The organism is Pseudomonas sp. 06C 126, from assembly GCF_001855215.1.
Lineage (GTDB): Bacteria > Pseudomonadota > Gammaproteobacteria > Pseudomonadales > Pseudomonadaceae > Aquipseudomonas > Aquipseudomonas proteolytica.
This window is the reverse complement of the sequence record NZ_MIFU01000055.1, coordinates 45,860-60,974: the sequence shown is the minus strand read 5'-3', so window position 1 is coordinate 60,974 and position 15,115 is coordinate 45,860. Positions and strand designations below refer to the sequence as shown.

Genomic DNA, 15,115 nt, shown 5'->3' with positions numbered 1-15,115 from the left:
ATGGATTTTTGTAACGTCGATGCCAGGCATCTTGTGGAAATGATTGTATACAACTCTATGGACATCCAATCTTTCTATTGCATACAGTGAGCGCACAACAAAAACAGAGATCCCCTCACCATGACTATCCCGAAGGCGTCACCGCAACGGCCAGAAGATGAGAATCTTGGCGTCGCTGCCAACATGGCTTACGGCCTGCAGCATGTACTGACCATGTACGGCGGTATCGTGGCCGTGCCGTTGATCGTCGGTCAGGCGGCCGGGTTGTCCCCGGCCGATATTGGCCTGTTGATCGCCGCGTCACTGTTTGCCGGTGGCCTGGCCACGTTGCTGCAAACCCTGGGCCTACCGTTTTTTGGCTGCCAGCTGCCCTTGGTGCAAGGGGTGTCGTTTGCCGGTGTGGCAACCATGGTGGCGATTGTCGGCAGCGACGGTGCGGGCGGTGTGCCGGCGATCCTTGGCGCGGTGATGGCCGCGTCGCTGATCGGGTTGCTGATCACCCCGATCTTTTCGCGAATTACCAAGTTCTTCCCGCCCCTGGTCACGGGGATCGTGATTACCACCATCGGCCTTACGCTGATGCCGGTCGCCGCCCGTTGGGCCATGGGCGGTAACAGCCGCGCCGCCGATTTTGGCAGCATGCCGAACATTGGCCTGGCGGCCATCACCCTGGTGCTGGTGCTGTTGTTGAGCAAGGTGGGCAGCGCCACTATCTCGCGCCTGTCGATCCTGCTGGCGATGGTGTTTGGTACGTTGATCGCGGTATTTCTGGGCATGGCGGACTTCTCCACCGTGACCCAAGGCCCGATGATCGGCTTCCCCACGCCGTTCCACTTCGGCATGCCGACTTTCCATGTGGCCGCGATCCTTTCCATGTGCATCGTGGTCATGGTGACATTGGTGGAAACCTCGGCGGATATCCTCGCGGTGGGCGAGATCATCGACACCAAGGTTGACTCCAAGCGCCTGGGCAACGGCCTGCGTGCAGACATGTTGTCGAGCATGTTCGCGCCGATCTTCGGTTCGTTCACCCAAAGCGCCTTCGCCCAGAACGTCGGCCTGGTGGCGGTGACCGGGGTCAAGAGTCGCTACGTGGTGGCCACAGGCGGCCTGTTCTTGGTGATCCTTGGCCTGTTGCCCTTTATGGGCCGGGTGATTGCAGCAGTACCAACCTCGGTACTGGGCGGCGCCGGGATCGTGTTGTTCGGCACCGTGGCGGCCAGCGGGATCCGCACACTGTCCAAGGTCGATTACCGCAACAACATGAACCTGATCATTGTCGCCACCTCCATCGGTTTCGGCATGATCCCCATTGCCGCGCCGAGCTTCTACGATCAGTTCCCCAGCTGGTTCGCCACCATCTTCCACTCGGGGATCAGTTCCTCGGCGATCATGGCGATCCTGCTGAACCTGGCGTTCAACCACTTCACCGCCGGTAACTCGGACCAGCAATCGGTGTTCGTCGCCGGCACCGAGCGCAGCCTGTGCTTCCAGGATGTGGCGGCACTGCGGGATGGGGATTACTTCAGCAAAGGCAAATTGTTTGACGCCGAGGGCAAGGAGATACCGGTGATAGCGGACTCGCAGCACAAAGCGACGGCGCCGGGCAGGGCTGAAACCAGCGAGGTTTAGCCCGAATACCACGCACTAAATGTGGGAGCGGGCTTGCTCGCGAAAGCGGTGGATCAGTCGGTACATCCGGCGACTGAAAAACCGCTTTCGCGAGCAAGTCGAATCGTCGCACCGCCGCTCCCACATTTGATTTGTGTGGTTTCAAAATCGGGGGCGACAGGCTTCATCCAAAAACTTCACCACGGTGCCCATGCAGGCCTGGCGTTCTTCGACATGGGGCATATGGTTGGAGTCTTCGAACAGCGCCCGGCGCGCACCCTTGATCTCCAGCGGTGTGGCCTGGTCGTGCCGCCCGCAAATCATCAGGGTCGGTACTTGGATCTGCCTTAACCGGCCAATGCTGATCGGCCCGTGCAAGGCGTTGTACACCGTAGGATCGGCCGCCATCTGGGCGAAGGTGCGTGCCACTTCTGCGGGCCACGGGTTGATTCGGCACAGGGGCTGATCATCGAAGCCGGCAGCCAGGTTGGCGGCGATAAACGCGCGCAGGCCCTCGGGTTGGCGAGTCGCGTGTTCACTGCCGAGCCTGGCGCCCCAGGCATGCCCGAGGATCGCGTAATGCCCGCTGATGTGCAGGTGGTCGAGCAGGTTGTCCAGTTCGTCGAGAAACAGTTCAACCGTCCAGAACTCGCCGGGCTGGTGGGGCAGGTGGGTGGAGTGGCCATTGCCCAGTTGATCGTAGTGAATCACCGCATGGCCACTGGCAGCCACGTCCTTGAAGGCGTCCAGATAGTCATGGGTACCGCCGGGGCCACCGTGGAGGATGACCAATGGGGTCTTGCCGCTGTCGAGGTTCCCGGTCACGCGATACCAGGTCTGATAGCCGCGAAAGGCTGCGTAGCCCTGGCGGGTCTGTTCGATGAATTCCATTTCCGGCCCTGCCATCAACAATTGGTCAGGTACACGATAATTTGAACAAAGCGTTTAAGTAACTGGCAAAACGGCTAGGTTTTTCAGCGGGACCTGCACTAGCGCCCTTTGTAGGAGCCGGCTTGCCGGCTCCTACAGGGGGTTATTGCTTTTGCGGATCAAACTGCTTGTCACGGATGAACAGCGCCGGGATCACCCCGCAGATAAAGTACGCCGCGCCCATCACCAAAAAGCCCACGCCAATCGAGCCATGGGACGCCAGGAAGCCAATGGCCGCCGGCGCTACTGCCGCGCCAATGCGGCCGATGTTGTAGGCACCGCCCACCGCCGAGCCGCGGAATTTTGCTTCGAAGCTCTCGGTCATGTAGGTCGCATTCACGCCGTAGGGAATGCCATACAAAAAGCCGAAGGTAATCAGCAGCCAGAGGATGTTGTCCGGGCTCTGATACAGCACGATCACCGGCAGGAACACCGCCGTGCCCAAGGCGCCGAAGGCAAACACCACGCGCCGGCCCAGGCGATCAGCCGCGAGGCCGGCGAGGATCTTGCCGAAAATCATCGCCGCGTAGGTACCGACCATGTAGCTGGTCATCGACTTGAAGTTCATCCCCAGTTCGCCTTCCAGGTAGGACGGCATCCAGTTGTTGACCCCGTAGTAGCCGAACTGCAGGAAGCCTGCGGTCAGCGCCCAGAGCAGGAACATGCGGCTGGCCTTGGGGTCGCTGAAGATCAGCTTGAACATGCCATCGGGCTTTTTCGCCGAGACGTGCTGGATGCCTTCGGCTTTTTCCCGCGCGCGGGCGGCCTGGGCGTTGAGCCAGGCCTGGGGTTCCGGCACCAGGCGCTGCATCAGCACGGCGAGGATCACCGGGATGATCGCCACGTAGAACAGCCAGCGCCAGCCGTGGTCCGGCAGGATCCAGCCGGCCAACAAGGTGGCGACGATATAGCCCACCGACCAGCCGGCCTGCAGGGTGCCGAGCACGGTGGTGCGGTAGCGGGTCGGTACGTATTCGGCCATCAGGGTGTTGCAGGCGACATACAGCGCGCCCAGCCCGAGGGAAGCGAAGAAGCGGGTGGCTGCAAACTGCCAGTAGCTGTGGGTCAGACCGAGAATCGCAGTGCCTACCGAGAACAGCATGATGCTCCACACCACGGTCTTGACCCGACCAAAGCGGTCGCAGGCCCAGCCTCCGTAAATCCCGCCGACCGCCATCCCGGCCAGGGTGAAACTGCCCAGGCTGCCGGCCTCGACACTGGTCAGGCCGAACTCGGCCTTCAGGCTGCTGAGGCTGTAGGACAGGAGCATCAAGTCTGCGCCATCGATCAGAAGACCGAGGAAGCAGAAGATGAAGACAATGATCCACAGGTTGTTTTTTGCGGGCGACAACGCACCCGTCGATGTGGCGACTTCCATAGCGATACCTTGTTGTAGTTGTAGGGCACAGGTTATGGGTGTTGCAGGTTGGAACGCTGTTGCATGAACAAAGAAGATCTACTGTGGGAGCGGGCTTGCCCGCGATAGCGGCGTGTCAGTCAACTTTAATATCGAATGATGCACCGTCATCGCGGGCAAGCCCGCTCCCACACAAGCCCGGTTCCCCCCAAAGGGTTGTGTGGGGTTTAGTGCTGGGCCTCGCGAATCATGTTGCGTGCGATCACCAACTGCTGGATCTGCGTGGTGCCTTCATACAACCGGAACAGGCGCACATCGCGGTAGAACCGCTCGATCGCGTATTCGCTCACATAGCCCGCGCCGCCGTGGATCTGCACGCAACGGTCAGCCACCCGGCCGCACATTTCCGTGGCAAACATCTTCGCGCAGGAAGCTTGGGTACCGATATCCAGGCCCTCGTCACGCTTGCGCGCCGCGTCCAGCACCATGCAGTGGGCCGCATAGATCTCGGCCTTGCTGTCGGCGAGCATGGCTTGGATCAACTGGAATTCGGCAATCGGCTGGCCGAATTGCTTGCGGTCGATGGCGTAGCGCAGGGCATCGTCGAGCATGCGTTCGGCGGCGCCCACGCTGACGGCGGCGATGTGCAGGCGGCCCTTGTCGAGTACTTTCATTGCGGTCTTGAAACCCACGCCTTCGACGCCGCCGATCAGTTGCTCGGCGGGCACCCGCACATTGTCGAATATCACGTCGCTGGTATGGGCGCCTTGCTGGCCCATCTTATGGTCGCGCTTGCCCAGGGACACGCCCGGTGTATTGCGCTCGATGATAAAGGCGCTGATGCCACCGGAGCCCTTGATGTGCGGGTTGGTACGGGCCATCACTGTGAAAATCCCGGCGTGGGGCGCATTGGTGATAAAGCGCTTGGTGCCATTGATCACGTAATGCTCGCCATCGCGCACGGCGGTGGTTTTCAGCGAGGCGGCATCGGAGCCGGAATCCGGTTCGGTCAGGCAGAACGAACTGAGCAGCTCGCCGCTGGCAAGCTTGGGCAAGTAGTGTTGTTTCTGCGCCTCGGTACCGTCCAACAGGATGCCGAGGGAGCCGATGCCGTTGTTGGTGCCGAAGTAGGAGCGGAATGCTGGCGAGGTGCGGCCCAGCTCGAAGGCGATATGCACTTCTTCTTCCATGGTCACGCCCAGGCCACCGTAGGCTTCGGGCAGGGTCAGGCCGAACAGGCCCATGTCCTGGAATTGCTGGACGATGTCCGCCGGGATTTCATCCGTCTCGGCGACTTCGTTTTCCCGTGGGATCAGCGCTTCGTTGACGAACTGGCGAATGGAGTCCAGCAGGATATGAAGCGTTTGCGAATCTCGGATCATGTACATTCCTCGGCGGCCCGTTCGGCGAGCCGTTTGTATTGGATCTGCGGGCCGCGCACCGATCTGGCTAGCGGGCGGCGGCCTCGATGTTATTGACCATGTGCTTGAGACGCGGCCCGATGTCGTCTTCGAGTTTTTCCCGGGAAAGGTGAAAACTCGGCCCGCCACAGTTGAACGTCAACAGCCCATGTTGTGTGTGCAGCATGGGCACGGCGATGGCGTTGACATCGCGGTGCCACTCACCGATCGACATGCAATAGCCGAAGTCGGTGTAATCCCTGAATGCGCGTTCCAGCCCTTTGCGAATCGTCGGCCAATCCTCCAGATGGCGCTGGCGGATATGTTCGAGCATGAACTCCCGCTCACTCTCCGGCATCGCCGCCAGGCAGGCGCGGCCCGCCGAACTCAAGTGCAGCGGCAGGCGCGTACCGATCTGGCGGCGCATGGTCATGTTCGCTTCGCCCTGGACCACGTCCAGGTACACCATGTCCAGGCGATCGCGGGAGGCCATCGCGACGGCAGCCTGGGCGTACTTGGCCATGGTCTCCATCAGCGGGTGGGCGGCGGCCCGCACCGACAGGTTGGATAGCATCGCGTAACCAAACGCCATCACCCCCACATTCAACTGGTACCGGCCAGACTGCGGCAGGTGCTTGAGGTAGCCCAGGCGGGTCAGGGTGTGGGTCATGCGCGTCACCGTCGGTTTCGGCAGGCCGGTCTTGCGCGCCAGTTCCTGGTTACCCAGCACGCTTTCGCTGGGGGTAAAACAGCGCAGCAGTTCCAGGCCTCGGGCCAGCGCGGTGATGAACTGCCGATCCTTGTCTTCCTCCTCATCGTTGCTCATCGGATCCAGCCTCACGTGTTCAAAACCATGGGGGCCTGCAGGTGTCTGGGATGGACTTGGGTCCGGGTTGCGACGGTGCATGGTAATCATCCTTTTTTTGTAAAATCAACAAAACAGAACATGATTTCGCTGTGCGGAATTGTTGGTTGTGTTGATTTTTTATCGCTGCTCTCTAATTAGTCTTTTTAAAACAATAGCTTATGGTTTTATTCGATGGTTTGCCGTGCTTTTGCATTTACATCTTCCATATCGGAACATACTATTTTGTGTAATTACGAAATACTATTTCGCACAGCAAAACAATAGCTGGCTGCGCTAGAAAGCTCGGCAGTCGGCGACACAGACCTTCAGGAATAACAACAATGGGTGCATTAACAGGTTTGCGCGTACTGGATTTGAGCCGGGTCTTGGCCGGCCCATGGTGTGGTCAGGTGTTGGCGGACCTGGGCGCGGAAGTGATCAAGATCGAGCGCCCGCACAGTGGCGATGACACGCGCGGCTGGGGGCCGCCGTGGATGCAGACTGCCGCTGGCGAGTCATCCGGGCAGGCTTCGTATTACCAGTCCACCAACCGCGGCAAGTTGTCGGTGGCCATCGATCTGGCCAGCGCCGAAGGCCAGGAACTGGTGCGGGCGCTGGCGGCCAGTTCCGATGTGCTGATCGAGAACTACAAGGCCGGCTCCTTGGCCCGATATGGCCTGGACTACGCGACCCTGGCCGCGCTCAACCCGCGCCTGGTGTATTGCTCCATCACGGGCTTCGGCCAGACCGGCCCGCGTGCCGAAGAGCCTGGCTACGACTTCATCATCCAAGGCATTGGCGGCCTGATGAGCATCACCGGCGAGCGCGATGACTTACCAGGGGGCGGCCCGCAGAAAGTCGGCGTGGCCTTTTCCGACCTGATGACCGGGCTGTATTCCACCGTGGCGATCCAGGGCGCGCTGCTCAGCCGTGAACGCACGGGCGTCGGCCAGCATATCGATATGGCCCTGCTGGACGTGCAAGTCGCGACCCTGGCCAACCAGAGCATGAACTACCTGGCCTCCGGCAAAGTGCCCCAGCGCTTTGGCAACGCCCACGCCAATATCGTGCCGTACCAGGTGTTCCGTGCGGCAGACCGCGACTTCATCATCGCCTGCGGCAACGACAGCCAATTTATCGCCTTGTGCCAGAGCATCGGCTTGCCACATCTGCCGGATGATCCGCGCTTTCGGCGCAATGCCGATCGCGTTGCCCATCGGGGCGAAATCGTCGAGTTGCTGTCGGCGCATTTCCTCGGCCGCACGGCAGACGAGTGGGTCAACTGCATCCACGCCTCGAAAGTGCCGGTGGGCGCGATCAACAACATCGCGCAATCGCTGGAAGAACCGCAGGTAATCGCCCGCGAACTGATGGTGAAGATTCCCCACCCGCAAAACCCGGATTTCGCCATGGTCGGCAGCCCGATCAAGATGTCCGGCACCCCGGTGGAGTACGTACGGCCAGCGCCGATGTTGGGCCAGCATACGGATGAGGTGTTGGCTGGGCGGTTGGGGTTGTCCAGTGAGCAGTTGGGGCAGTTGAAGCGTAGTGGGGTGATTGAGCAGTTGCCGTAACGAGGGGCCTCTGGGTCAGCGCTGCAATATTTTGCCTAACGCACCCATGTCCATGGCCTCATTCATGCTCAACGGGCCGGAAAAGGTGAAGGTTTCCTTGTAGAGCGATTCATAGTGCATCTCTACAAATACGTCATTCCTTTGCAGGAAAAAGCTCATTTGCAGCAGGCACAAGGGGCCGAACTGTGTGCTTTTAGTCGGCTCCAGAATCGCGATGTCATTACCAGGCCTGACCGCAGCACCTTCGGTGGGCCAGCCTTTGGCGAAGCACTCGGGATTCAATCGCGCCTTCTCCAGCACGGCGGGCCAGCGACTGTCCCCCAGCCCGTTGAACTGCTCGTCGCCGACGCGAACAGTGAACGAGGTGATGATGCCCGGCCCGATCCCTTCGTTGGACAAATACAGCCCGCTTTTTTCCGCCGTCAAATGCGGTGTAATCCCCAGGTAGGGCCGTACGGAGAGGCGATTGTGCTCGCGCATCAAGTCCAGTTGCCAGAAGGAAATCGACGCGGCGGCAATGGAAATCACCACCGCTGCCAGTGACAGGAGCGTGCCGGAGGAAAACCTGGGCTTTTTCGGTGTCGGTGTGGCGGCGGCGCGGCGGGGCTTGAAAAAGGGGTGGTGATGCATTTTTTTCACGGAGCGACTTCCTGTCGGTTTGGTTTGCCACTTTTCTTGGGTTCATGCTGTAGAGCGTTGCGGCTTGCTGTAGACAGCCGAGCGATGATAGCGCACCCAAACAGCGCCTTGTACACACGTAAAAGCGCATTAAATGGTTGACTTATCCTTTTCAATCAGTAAGATACGCCGCATTCCGCGATAGCTCAGTTGGTAGAGCAAATGACTGTTAATCATTGGGTCCCTGGTTCGAGTCCAGGTCGTGGAGCCAGACATTGAAAAAAGCCTGCAGAGATGCAGGCTTTTTTCGTTCAGGGCGGTTTTCCTGAGCGCCATCTTAATAGCCCGACTTTTATGAAGCTGTCTCTAATCCTTCGATTCAGAGGCAAGCAGTATGAAAATCGCAGCAATCGTTTCAACCAAGGGCGGACCGGGTAAAACCACGGTGGGCGCCAATCTAGGCGCGTTCTGCGCCGATGCAGGTCTTCGAACCCTACTTATTGATCTGGATAACCAGCCATCGCTGTCGTCGTTCTACGCGCTATCGCATGAAGCGCCAGGCGGCACCTATCAACTGATCGCGAATAATGAGATTCGGGCAGACCAGCTCATACCCGAAAAAAGCGCAAATGAGAATTAGTGGCAAATGGGAACTGCTGGTATATCATGCCTCGCGATTTCCAGGCAGGTTCACCTTCCGTCCGCTCATCCATCAGGTCAAACATCCATGCGTCGTACCCTGCTTTCTCTCTGCGTGCTTCAGGCGTTTTCCCCTTTTGCTTGGGCGCAGGTTGCCGGCACCGAAAATGCCAGCCTTGAACTGCAAGCCATCAATGTCACGGGCGAATCAGACACTGAGACGGCTCAAGGGCCGGTCAAGGGGTATCGCGCCACACGTTCGGCCAGCGCGACGCGCACTGACACAGCAATTCATGAGACGCCGCAGTCCATCAGCGTAGTGCCCAAAGACGTGGTCGAGGACATTGGTGCCACTCGCTTGCAGGAGGCCCTGGACTATGCCGGCGGTGTTGGCCGCGCGAACAACTTCGGCGGCCAAGGGCTTACCAACTTCACTGTTCGAGGCTTTACAACCGCCGAGTTCTACCGCAACGGTTTTCCGATTAACCGGGGCTACCCAAACATGCCGGACGCCAACAGCATTGAGCGGCTTGAAGTGCTTCGCGGACCAGCGACGATGCTCTATGGACGTGGCGATCCCGGCGGTACCTTCAACATAGTTTCCAAACAGCCTTTGCCTGAGCGGACGGTCACATTGGGTAGCCAGCTGGATGATCAGGGTATGAAGCGTGGCACCCTTGATGCTTCCGGCCCGCTGGATGAGCAAGGTCGCCTGGCCTATCGCCTCAACGTGGTAGGAGAGGGCGGCGACACCTTCCGCGACCATGTCTCAACCGAACGCTATGGCGTAACGCCTGTACTGAGCTGGCAGGTCAGTGACGACACCAAGGTGACTTTCGAAGGCGACTTCATGCGTAACAATCATCCACTTGATCGAGGCCTGACTCGCTTTGCCAACCAACGCGGTACCGCATCCCGCGACACCTTCTGGGGTGAAAAATACGCCGGTAATCTGCACAACGATAACAACATGGCCCAGTTGCGGTTCGAGCATATGCTCAACGACAACTGGAGCCTGGGCGGTGGTTTCCAGTGGCTGGACGGTACGATGAAGGGTAATGCTGTTGAGGCCAACGGTGCTGCCAGCATGAATGCCGATGGGCGAACACTCCAGCGCAACTTCAACTACCGCAAGTTGGACTGGACCGACAAAGACTATCAACTGAACCTGACCGGGCACTTTTCCACGGGAGGCCTTGATCACACGTTGCTGACTGGCGTCGAGTACGAAGATTATGACTACAAGTCCATCATCCAACGCTCCAGCGCAGAGCTGGGGGTTTTTCCAATCGATATCTTCAACCCGGTGTATGGCCAGCCACGTCCGGCGCTGACTCGTACGCCTACCCACGACAAAGAAAACCTCAAGACTTACGCGGCCTTCGTCCAGGATCAAGTGGCGCTGACCGAGCGTTTAAAAGTGCTCGCCGGTGCGCGCTTTGAGCGTTTCGAGCACGAGTACGAATCCTACGTGCCCGGCGTGAAACCCTGGAACGCTGCCGACAACGCCGTCACTCCGCGCGTTGGTGTGATGTATGACCTCACTGACACTGTCGCGATCTACGCGGATGCCGCGCGCTCGTTCAAGCCCAACACGGGCGCCAGTCGTCAAGGCGGCGGTTTCGAGCCGGAGAAGGGCAAGTCCTACGAGGTGGGCGTGAAGTGGGAAGCGCTTGACCGGCAGTTGAGCGTCGACGCGGCGATATATCAGATCGAGAAGAAAAATGTTCAGGGGGTTGACCCCGTTGACTCGGCCTTCAGTGTCGCCACGGGGCAGGTCCGCAGCCGCGGCTTCGATCTGAACGTGGCCGGCAACCTGACGCCCGAGTGGCGGATAATCGGCGGCTATGGCTATGTGGATGCCGCTGTGACCAAGGACACTTCTGTGCGCACCGGAACGCGTCTGGCGAATATTCCGCGCAACAGCTTCAGCCTGCTCAACATGTATGAGTTTCAGGATGGCGCGCTCAAAGGATTGGGCCTTGGCGCAGGTGGAAAATACGTAGCCGAGCGTGCCGGGCAGACCGCCAATAACACGTTCTCGATGGAGGCCTACACCGTCATCGACGTGCTCAGCTATTACAAGGTCAACGAAAAGCTCAGGCTCAACCTCGACGTGAAGAACCTGTTCAATCGCGAGTACGAAGAAGGCTCGTTCCTGAACTTCTACGCTTACCCCGGTGAGCCGCGTACGGTGCAAGTGGGCATTTCTTATACCCTGTAGCCTGATCAGAGTACGGCTCGCTGTGCCTTGCTCGAAATATCAGTCGGGCAGCACAGCCACTGCCTCGATTTCGAACAACATGCCATCCAGCGCCAGACGCGGCACAGGTATCAAGGTACAGGCCGGTGTCGGCGAGGCGCTCCAAAGTTGCTGCAATTGCGCGCCGAAAATCTCAAGGCGCGCCTGGCTGTGATCGACGATTAATACCGTGAGTTTGGCCACATGGCTGACCTCGGCGCCGACTGAACGCAAGGCCACCTGCAAGTTGGCCAAGGCTTGGCGAACCTGATCGGTAAAGTCGGCCGAGAGCTCACCGTCGGCAGTCTCACCGCCTTGGCCGGCGATAAAGACTAGCCGGGCACCGGCAGCCACCTCGGCAACATGGGAGTAGCCGTTGGCGCTGGGGTCATATAACCCTGGCGGGTTGGACAAGGTCAGCGTTCGGGAAGGTATTGACATAGTGATCTCCTGAAAAAGTAGTGCCGCATCCTCAGTGGACGGGCAAGGCTATCGGACGCATCGGCGCCGCATCCGCTCCGCGCAGCTTCAAAGACGCTCCCACAAAGGCGAATTGATAAACTTGATCCTTGGACAAACCTTCCAAGTTCACCAACTCAATGATCGGCGCGCCCTGCATGGCCAACAGATAGGTGTGCAGCGGCAGATAATTACCCTCAACCTCGGAAGGGAAGGTCTCAAAACTCAGATTGTCGGCACCGACCACCATGGCACCGCTGACCTCCACCAGAAACTTTGCCGCATCCAGGCTCAGGCCCGGCGGGTTGGCCATGTAGACCTGGGCGTGCTCATAGTCACGCATGCGCCCGGTGCGAATCAGCACCACATCGCCCTGTTCCAGCGCCACTCGCTGCTTGGCCAGCGCTTGCTGTAGATCACTGCGGGTGATGCGGTAGTTATCAGCCAGTTGATCCAGGCCCTTGGCTGCGGCGACATCGATCATGACTCCGCGGGCGATGATCGGTGGCAGCTTTTCTGCTCCAGTGACATTCCAGCCTCGGTCGCCCAAGTGCTGGTCGGCACGAAAGCCGTTCCAGATCTTGCCATCGAGGCCAAAGTGATTGAGGGCGTCGATATGAGTACCCATATGGGCATACATCGACACCGCCGAGCCGCTGTAGCTGACGTGCTTGTTCATAGGATCGCCGACCTGCATCGGGTCGGCGATGACATTGCCGTGTGGGGTGTGGGTCATCCACATCTGGTAAGGCGGATCACCCGCCGCTTGCCAACTGGGCATGCCGACAAAGTACTCCACTGCTAGATCGTAGGCCTGGGCCCCATTTACCCGAGCCATGATCGCCGCCTGCGACTGCGGGGTCATCAGATTCAGACGCCCGATCTCATCCTTCTCGCCCCAGGGGCTGATACCCACTTCGGGCTTGACCGGCGCGCCAGCGCTGCACAGTGAGCTGAGCACCGACAAGACGGCCAGCCCGGTAAGGTTTTTGATCCACGAACTCAACAACATGCCATGACTCCTGTAAGGGGAGCGGCCATGTTATGGGTTGTAAATTCATAGATAATCAGGCCTTTAATTGATTGATATTCAACCCAGGAGAAACAATATGGATGTGTTGGTGGCCATGCGTACCTTTCGCCGCGTGGTTGAGCGCGATAGCTTCAGCCTTGCCGCCGTTGACCTGGGGCAATCCACAGCCGCAGTGAGCAAACAGGTACGGCAGTTGGAGGCGCGTCTGGGCAGCCTGCTACTGCTGCGCACAACCCGCCGCATGAGCCTGTCGGAGGCTGGCCAGGCGTATTTCAGTGAATGCTGCCACCTGCTCGATGAACTGGACGCCCTGGAACGTGCGACCCAGGTCGGCGCCAGCGAGCCCAGCGGCCGTCTACGGGTCAACGCGCCGCTGTCGTTCGGCCTCAAGGTGCTGTCGCCGATCTTGGTGGCGTTCATGCAGCGCTACCCAGAACTCAAGGTCGAACTCACCCTCAACGATCGCCTGCTAGACGTCATCAGCGAGGGCTTCGATGTGTCGCTGAGGATCCGCAGCCGTCTACCCGACTCCTCGCTGATCGCCCGACGCCTGGGCGAAGTTCAGCAGATGATCTGCGCCGCTCCGGCTTATCTGCAAGCCAAAGGCACTCCCCATAACGTTGATGATCTGCGTGAACACAGTTGCCTGGCTTATCGCCTGGCCGAATACCCCGACAGTTGGCACCTTCAAGGCCCGCAAGGCAGTAGCCGCCTGGAACTGCCGGTGCGCCTTGCGGTGGACAACAGCTTAATGCTGAGCGACATGTTGCAGGCTGGCCTGGGTATTGGCGCTCTGCCTTCGTTCATCGCCCAGCCTTTGCTCGACAGCGGCCAGTTGGTGCAGGTGCTCCCCGGGCAGTCAATGCCTCGGCGCTCGATCTACGCGCTTTACACGAGCCATAGGCATGTGCCGCAGAAAGTGCGGGTGTTTGTCGACTTCCTCGCCCATGCACTGGAAACGCTACCGCTGATGAGCGCGCCCACAGTTGCCGCGGGCACTGCTGGACTTGGGCGCGAATGAAGCTGTTGCGAGACCGGATACCTCTGAGTGTTTCAAGTGATCAGCATGGCCGCGGCGGCGGCCACCATAATCGCCGCCGCGCCGCGGAACAGCCACTGTTGGGCTCTGAGGCTCGACAGCAGGTGCCGGATGCGCACCGCGCCGACAATGAACACTGCACCAACGCCCAACAGAACGAGAATGGTCAATGGCACCAGCACCAGCCCCCAAGTCTGTAGCGAGACTGTTTCAAGGTTGATCACGAGCGGTAACAACGCCAGATAGAAGCCTATGGTCTTCGGGTTGCCCAAGGTAATGGTCAGGCCAGATATCGCCGCCGACAGCAGTTCTTTTTTCTTCGCTGGGTGCCCCATTTCGATAGCCTGATGGTTGGCGAACCAGAATTGCCAAGCCAGATAGCACAAGTACAGCGCAGCCGCCCAGCGCACCAAATGGAACAATGCATCGAAGTGCGCGGCGACCATCGCCAGTCCAAAGATGGCAAATGACAAGTAAGTCAGATCGCCGAGTATCAACCCAAATAGCAGGCAAAAGCCCGACAGTGTGCCACCGCTGACGCTCCGCGCTACCAGCGCGGCCATGCCGGGACCGGGAATGGCCGCCGCGATGCCCAGCGCTGCCGTATAGGTAAGTGCTTGTGATAAGTTGAGCATATGGCTTTTCTCGGATTATTTATTATTCGGTTGCTGGTTTCTTGCATGCTCGGAAGTCAAGATTGAAACGAGTTCGCCTGAGTCTTTAATCTACGCCATGGCAGTGTTCTACAAACACGGCATCGTGAGTTCAATAAGCTGAATGTTGCCTCAGCGCAAAATCGAACTTCAATAAAGGTCGCACGACGATCAGCAGTTCATTTAAATAGCGAAAGATTGCCCGTCAATTTGCTGATGCTTTTCTGTGGTCCAACCAAACCAATGGCAACCAACTCTATGCCTGAACTATCGGCCTCGGAGATACGCGCCTCATATTCCTCATACGTCTTGCAGGATTGCGCCAGGGCGCTGAAGGGCATGGTGTGAATTTCATTATCCAGCAGCGCTTTCTTATGAAGTTCCCGCAAGTAATCACTGTTGGATCGCAAAACTGGCAAAGGTGCGTATATAACTCCAGGGTAATCAACCTCGTCACTGCTTTGCAGGGCAGGTCCAACCAGACCCTCTACCGAACGTCCTAGACTGACACCTATGACGCTTACGGCATTTACTGCATGTCCCAACCCCAGCGCGTTGTCGACAACAATTACACATTTGTGAACGGCAGCATCGAAATTCATATACACCTCGATTCCATCTATAAAGCTTTGGTTGTGTTGACTTTATCAATGACTTCAGACCAAGGTCGCGATCACTTACCCACAGTCATTTTTCCGATTAATTGCATTCTT

General features: G+C 58.8%; 13 protein-coding genes, 1 tRNA gene and 1 pseudogene. 6 read left to right on the top strand and 9 right to left on the bottom strand.

Annotated elements, in window-relative coordinates:
- The first annotated feature begins 120 nt into the window (after positions 1-120).
- Entirely contained in the window at positions 121-1,632 is a 1,512-nt protein-coding gene (locus BHC62_RS06870) for a nucleobase:cation symporter-2 family protein (RefSeq protein ID WP_070994571.1), read from the top strand.
- A 141-nt stretch (positions 1,633-1,773) separates the two neighbouring features.
- Here BHC62_RS06870 and BHC62_RS06865 read toward each other — a convergent pair whose 3' ends face one another.
- From BHC62_RS06865 to BHC62_RS06850, 4 genes are all read right to left on the bottom strand, one after another.
- Complete coding sequence (locus BHC62_RS06865) at positions 1,774-2,502, bottom strand: alpha/beta fold hydrolase (protein ID WP_070994570.1); 729 nt, start codon at positions 2,500-2,502, stop codon at positions 1,774-1,776.
- A 142-nt stretch (positions 2,503-2,644) separates the two neighbouring features.
- Entirely contained in the window at positions 2,645-3,919 is a 1,275-nt protein-coding gene (locus tag BHC62_RS06860; RefSeq protein WP_029293985.1) for an MFS transporter, read from the bottom strand.
- A 206-nt stretch (positions 3,920-4,125) separates the two neighbouring features.
- A complete protein-coding gene (locus BHC62_RS06855) occupies positions 4,126-5,280 on the bottom strand; it encodes an acyl-CoA dehydrogenase family protein (RefSeq protein ID WP_070994569.1) in 1,155 nt (384 codons plus the stop codon).
- A 67-nt stretch (positions 5,281-5,347) separates the two neighbouring features.
- Positions 5,348-6,205: an IclR family transcriptional regulator gene (locus BHC62_RS06850; RefSeq protein ID WP_070994568.1), complete on the bottom strand. Its 858-nt coding sequence runs from the start codon at positions 6,203-6,205 to the stop codon at positions 5,348-5,350.
- Positions 6,206-6,486: 281 nt separating this feature from the next.
- On the opposite strand from BHC62_RS06850, the gene BHC62_RS06845 reads away from it, so the two are divergent.
- Complete coding sequence (locus tag BHC62_RS06845; protein ID WP_070994567.1) at positions 6,487-7,719, top strand: CaiB/BaiF CoA-transferase family protein; 1,233 nt, start codon at positions 6,487-6,489, stop codon at positions 7,717-7,719.
- Between the two features lie 15 nt (positions 7,720-7,734).
- On the opposite strand, the gene BHC62_RS06840 is transcribed toward BHC62_RS06845, so the two are convergent.
- Positions 7,735-8,358, bottom strand: coding sequence for a hypothetical protein (locus tag BHC62_RS06840; protein WP_070994566.1), 624 nt, complete (start codon positions 8,356-8,358; stop codon positions 7,735-7,737).
- 174 nt (positions 8,359-8,532) lie between these two features.
- Between BHC62_RS06840 and BHC62_RS06835 the strand changes: the two genes are divergently transcribed.
- The 3 genes and pseudogenes from BHC62_RS06835 (at position 8,533) to BHC62_RS06825 (ending at position 11,200) form a co-directional block, all read left to right on the top strand.
- Positions 8,533-8,608, top strand: a tRNA-Asn gene (locus BHC62_RS06835).
- A gap of 123 nt (positions 8,609-8,731) precedes the next feature.
- Positions 8,732-8,950 (top strand): annotated as a pseudogene (locus tag BHC62_RS06830) (ParA family protein); the annotation flags it as partial.
- 114 nt (positions 8,951-9,064) lie between these two features.
- Positions 9,065-11,200 carry a TonB-dependent siderophore receptor gene (locus tag BHC62_RS06825; RefSeq protein WP_070994564.1) on the top strand — a complete coding sequence of 712 codons (2,136 nt, stop codon included), beginning with the start codon at positions 9,065-9,067 and terminating at the stop codon, positions 11,198-11,200.
- A gap of 39 nt (positions 11,201-11,239) precedes the next feature.
- Here the strand turns inward: BHC62_RS06825 and BHC62_RS06820 are convergent, their stop codons facing one another.
- Positions 11,240-11,659, bottom strand: a complete 420-nt coding sequence (locus BHC62_RS06820; protein WP_070994563.1) for a RidA family protein — start codon at positions 11,657-11,659, stop codon at positions 11,240-11,242.
- 31 nt (positions 11,660-11,690) lie between these two features.
- Positions 11,691-12,689 carry a cyclase family protein gene (locus BHC62_RS06815; protein WP_070994562.1) on the bottom strand — a complete coding sequence of 333 codons (999 nt, stop codon included), beginning with the start codon at positions 12,687-12,689 and terminating at the stop codon, positions 11,691-11,693.
- 97 nt (positions 12,690-12,786) lie between these two features.
- Here BHC62_RS06815 and BHC62_RS06810 point away from each other — a divergent pair, with 97 nt between their 5' ends.
- The gene (locus tag BHC62_RS06810) at positions 12,787-13,731 is read left to right on the top strand and encodes a LysR family transcriptional regulator (RefSeq protein ID WP_070994561.1); all 945 of its coding nucleotides are present in this window, start codon (positions 12,787-12,789) and stop codon (positions 13,729-13,731) included.
- 32 nt (positions 13,732-13,763) lie between these two features.
- Here BHC62_RS06810 and BHC62_RS06805 read toward each other — a convergent pair whose 3' ends face one another.
- Both BHC62_RS06805 and BHC62_RS06800 read right to left on the bottom strand, forming a co-directional pair.
- Positions 13,764-14,384 (bottom strand): LysE family translocator, encoded by a 621-nt coding sequence (locus BHC62_RS06805; RefSeq protein WP_029294003.1) that lies wholly within the window; start codon positions 14,382-14,384, stop codon positions 13,764-13,766.
- Positions 14,385-14,581: 197 nt separating this feature from the next.
- Positions 14,582-15,004: a DUF2000 domain-containing protein gene (locus tag BHC62_RS06800; protein ID WP_070994560.1), complete on the bottom strand. Its 423-nt coding sequence runs from the start codon at positions 15,002-15,004 to the stop codon at positions 14,582-14,584.
- Between the last annotated feature and the right edge of the window lie 111 nt (positions 15,005-15,115).

Excerpts from the sequence above, each read along its gene's own strand:
- BHC62_RS06870 (WP_070994571.1), top strand. The coding sequence starts at position 121 with ATGACTATCCCGAAGGCGTCACCGCAACGGCCAGAAGATGAGAATCTT.
- BHC62_RS06865 (WP_070994570.1), bottom strand. The coding sequence starts at position 2,502 with ATGGAATTCATCGAACAGACCCGCCAGGGCTACGCAGCCTTTCGCGGC.
- BHC62_RS06860 (WP_029293985.1), bottom strand. The coding sequence starts at position 3,919 with ATGGAAGTCGCCACATCGACGGGTGCGTTGTCGCCCGCAAAAAACAAC.
- BHC62_RS06855 (WP_070994569.1), bottom strand. The coding sequence starts at position 5,280 with ATGATCCGAGATTCGCAAACGCTTCATATCCTGCTGGACTCCATTCGC.
- BHC62_RS06850 (WP_070994568.1), bottom strand. The coding sequence starts at position 6,205 with ATGCACCGTCGCAACCCGGACCCAAGTCCATCCCAGACACCTGCAGGC.
- BHC62_RS06845 (WP_070994567.1), top strand. The coding sequence starts at position 6,487 with ATGGGTGCATTAACAGGTTTGCGCGTACTGGATTTGAGCCGGGTCTTG.
- BHC62_RS06825 (WP_070994564.1), top strand. The coding sequence starts at position 9,065 with ATGCGTCGTACCCTGCTTTCTCTCTGCGTGCTTCAGGCGTTTTCCCCT.
- BHC62_RS06820 (WP_070994563.1), bottom strand. The coding sequence starts at position 11,659 with ATGTCAATACCTTCCCGAACGCTGACCTTGTCCAACCCGCCAGGGTTA.
- BHC62_RS06815 (WP_070994562.1), bottom strand. The coding sequence starts at position 12,689 with ATGTTGTTGAGTTCGTGGATCAAAAACCTTACCGGGCTGGCCGTCTTG.
- BHC62_RS06810 (WP_070994561.1), top strand. The coding sequence starts at position 12,787 with ATGGATGTGTTGGTGGCCATGCGTACCTTTCGCCGCGTGGTTGAGCGC.
- BHC62_RS06805 (WP_029294003.1), bottom strand. The coding sequence starts at position 14,384 with ATGCTCAACTTATCACAAGCACTTACCTATACGGCAGCGCTGGGCATC.
- BHC62_RS06800 (WP_070994560.1), bottom strand. The coding sequence starts at position 15,004 with ATGAATTTCGATGCTGCCGTTCACAAATGTGTAATTGTTGTCGACAAC.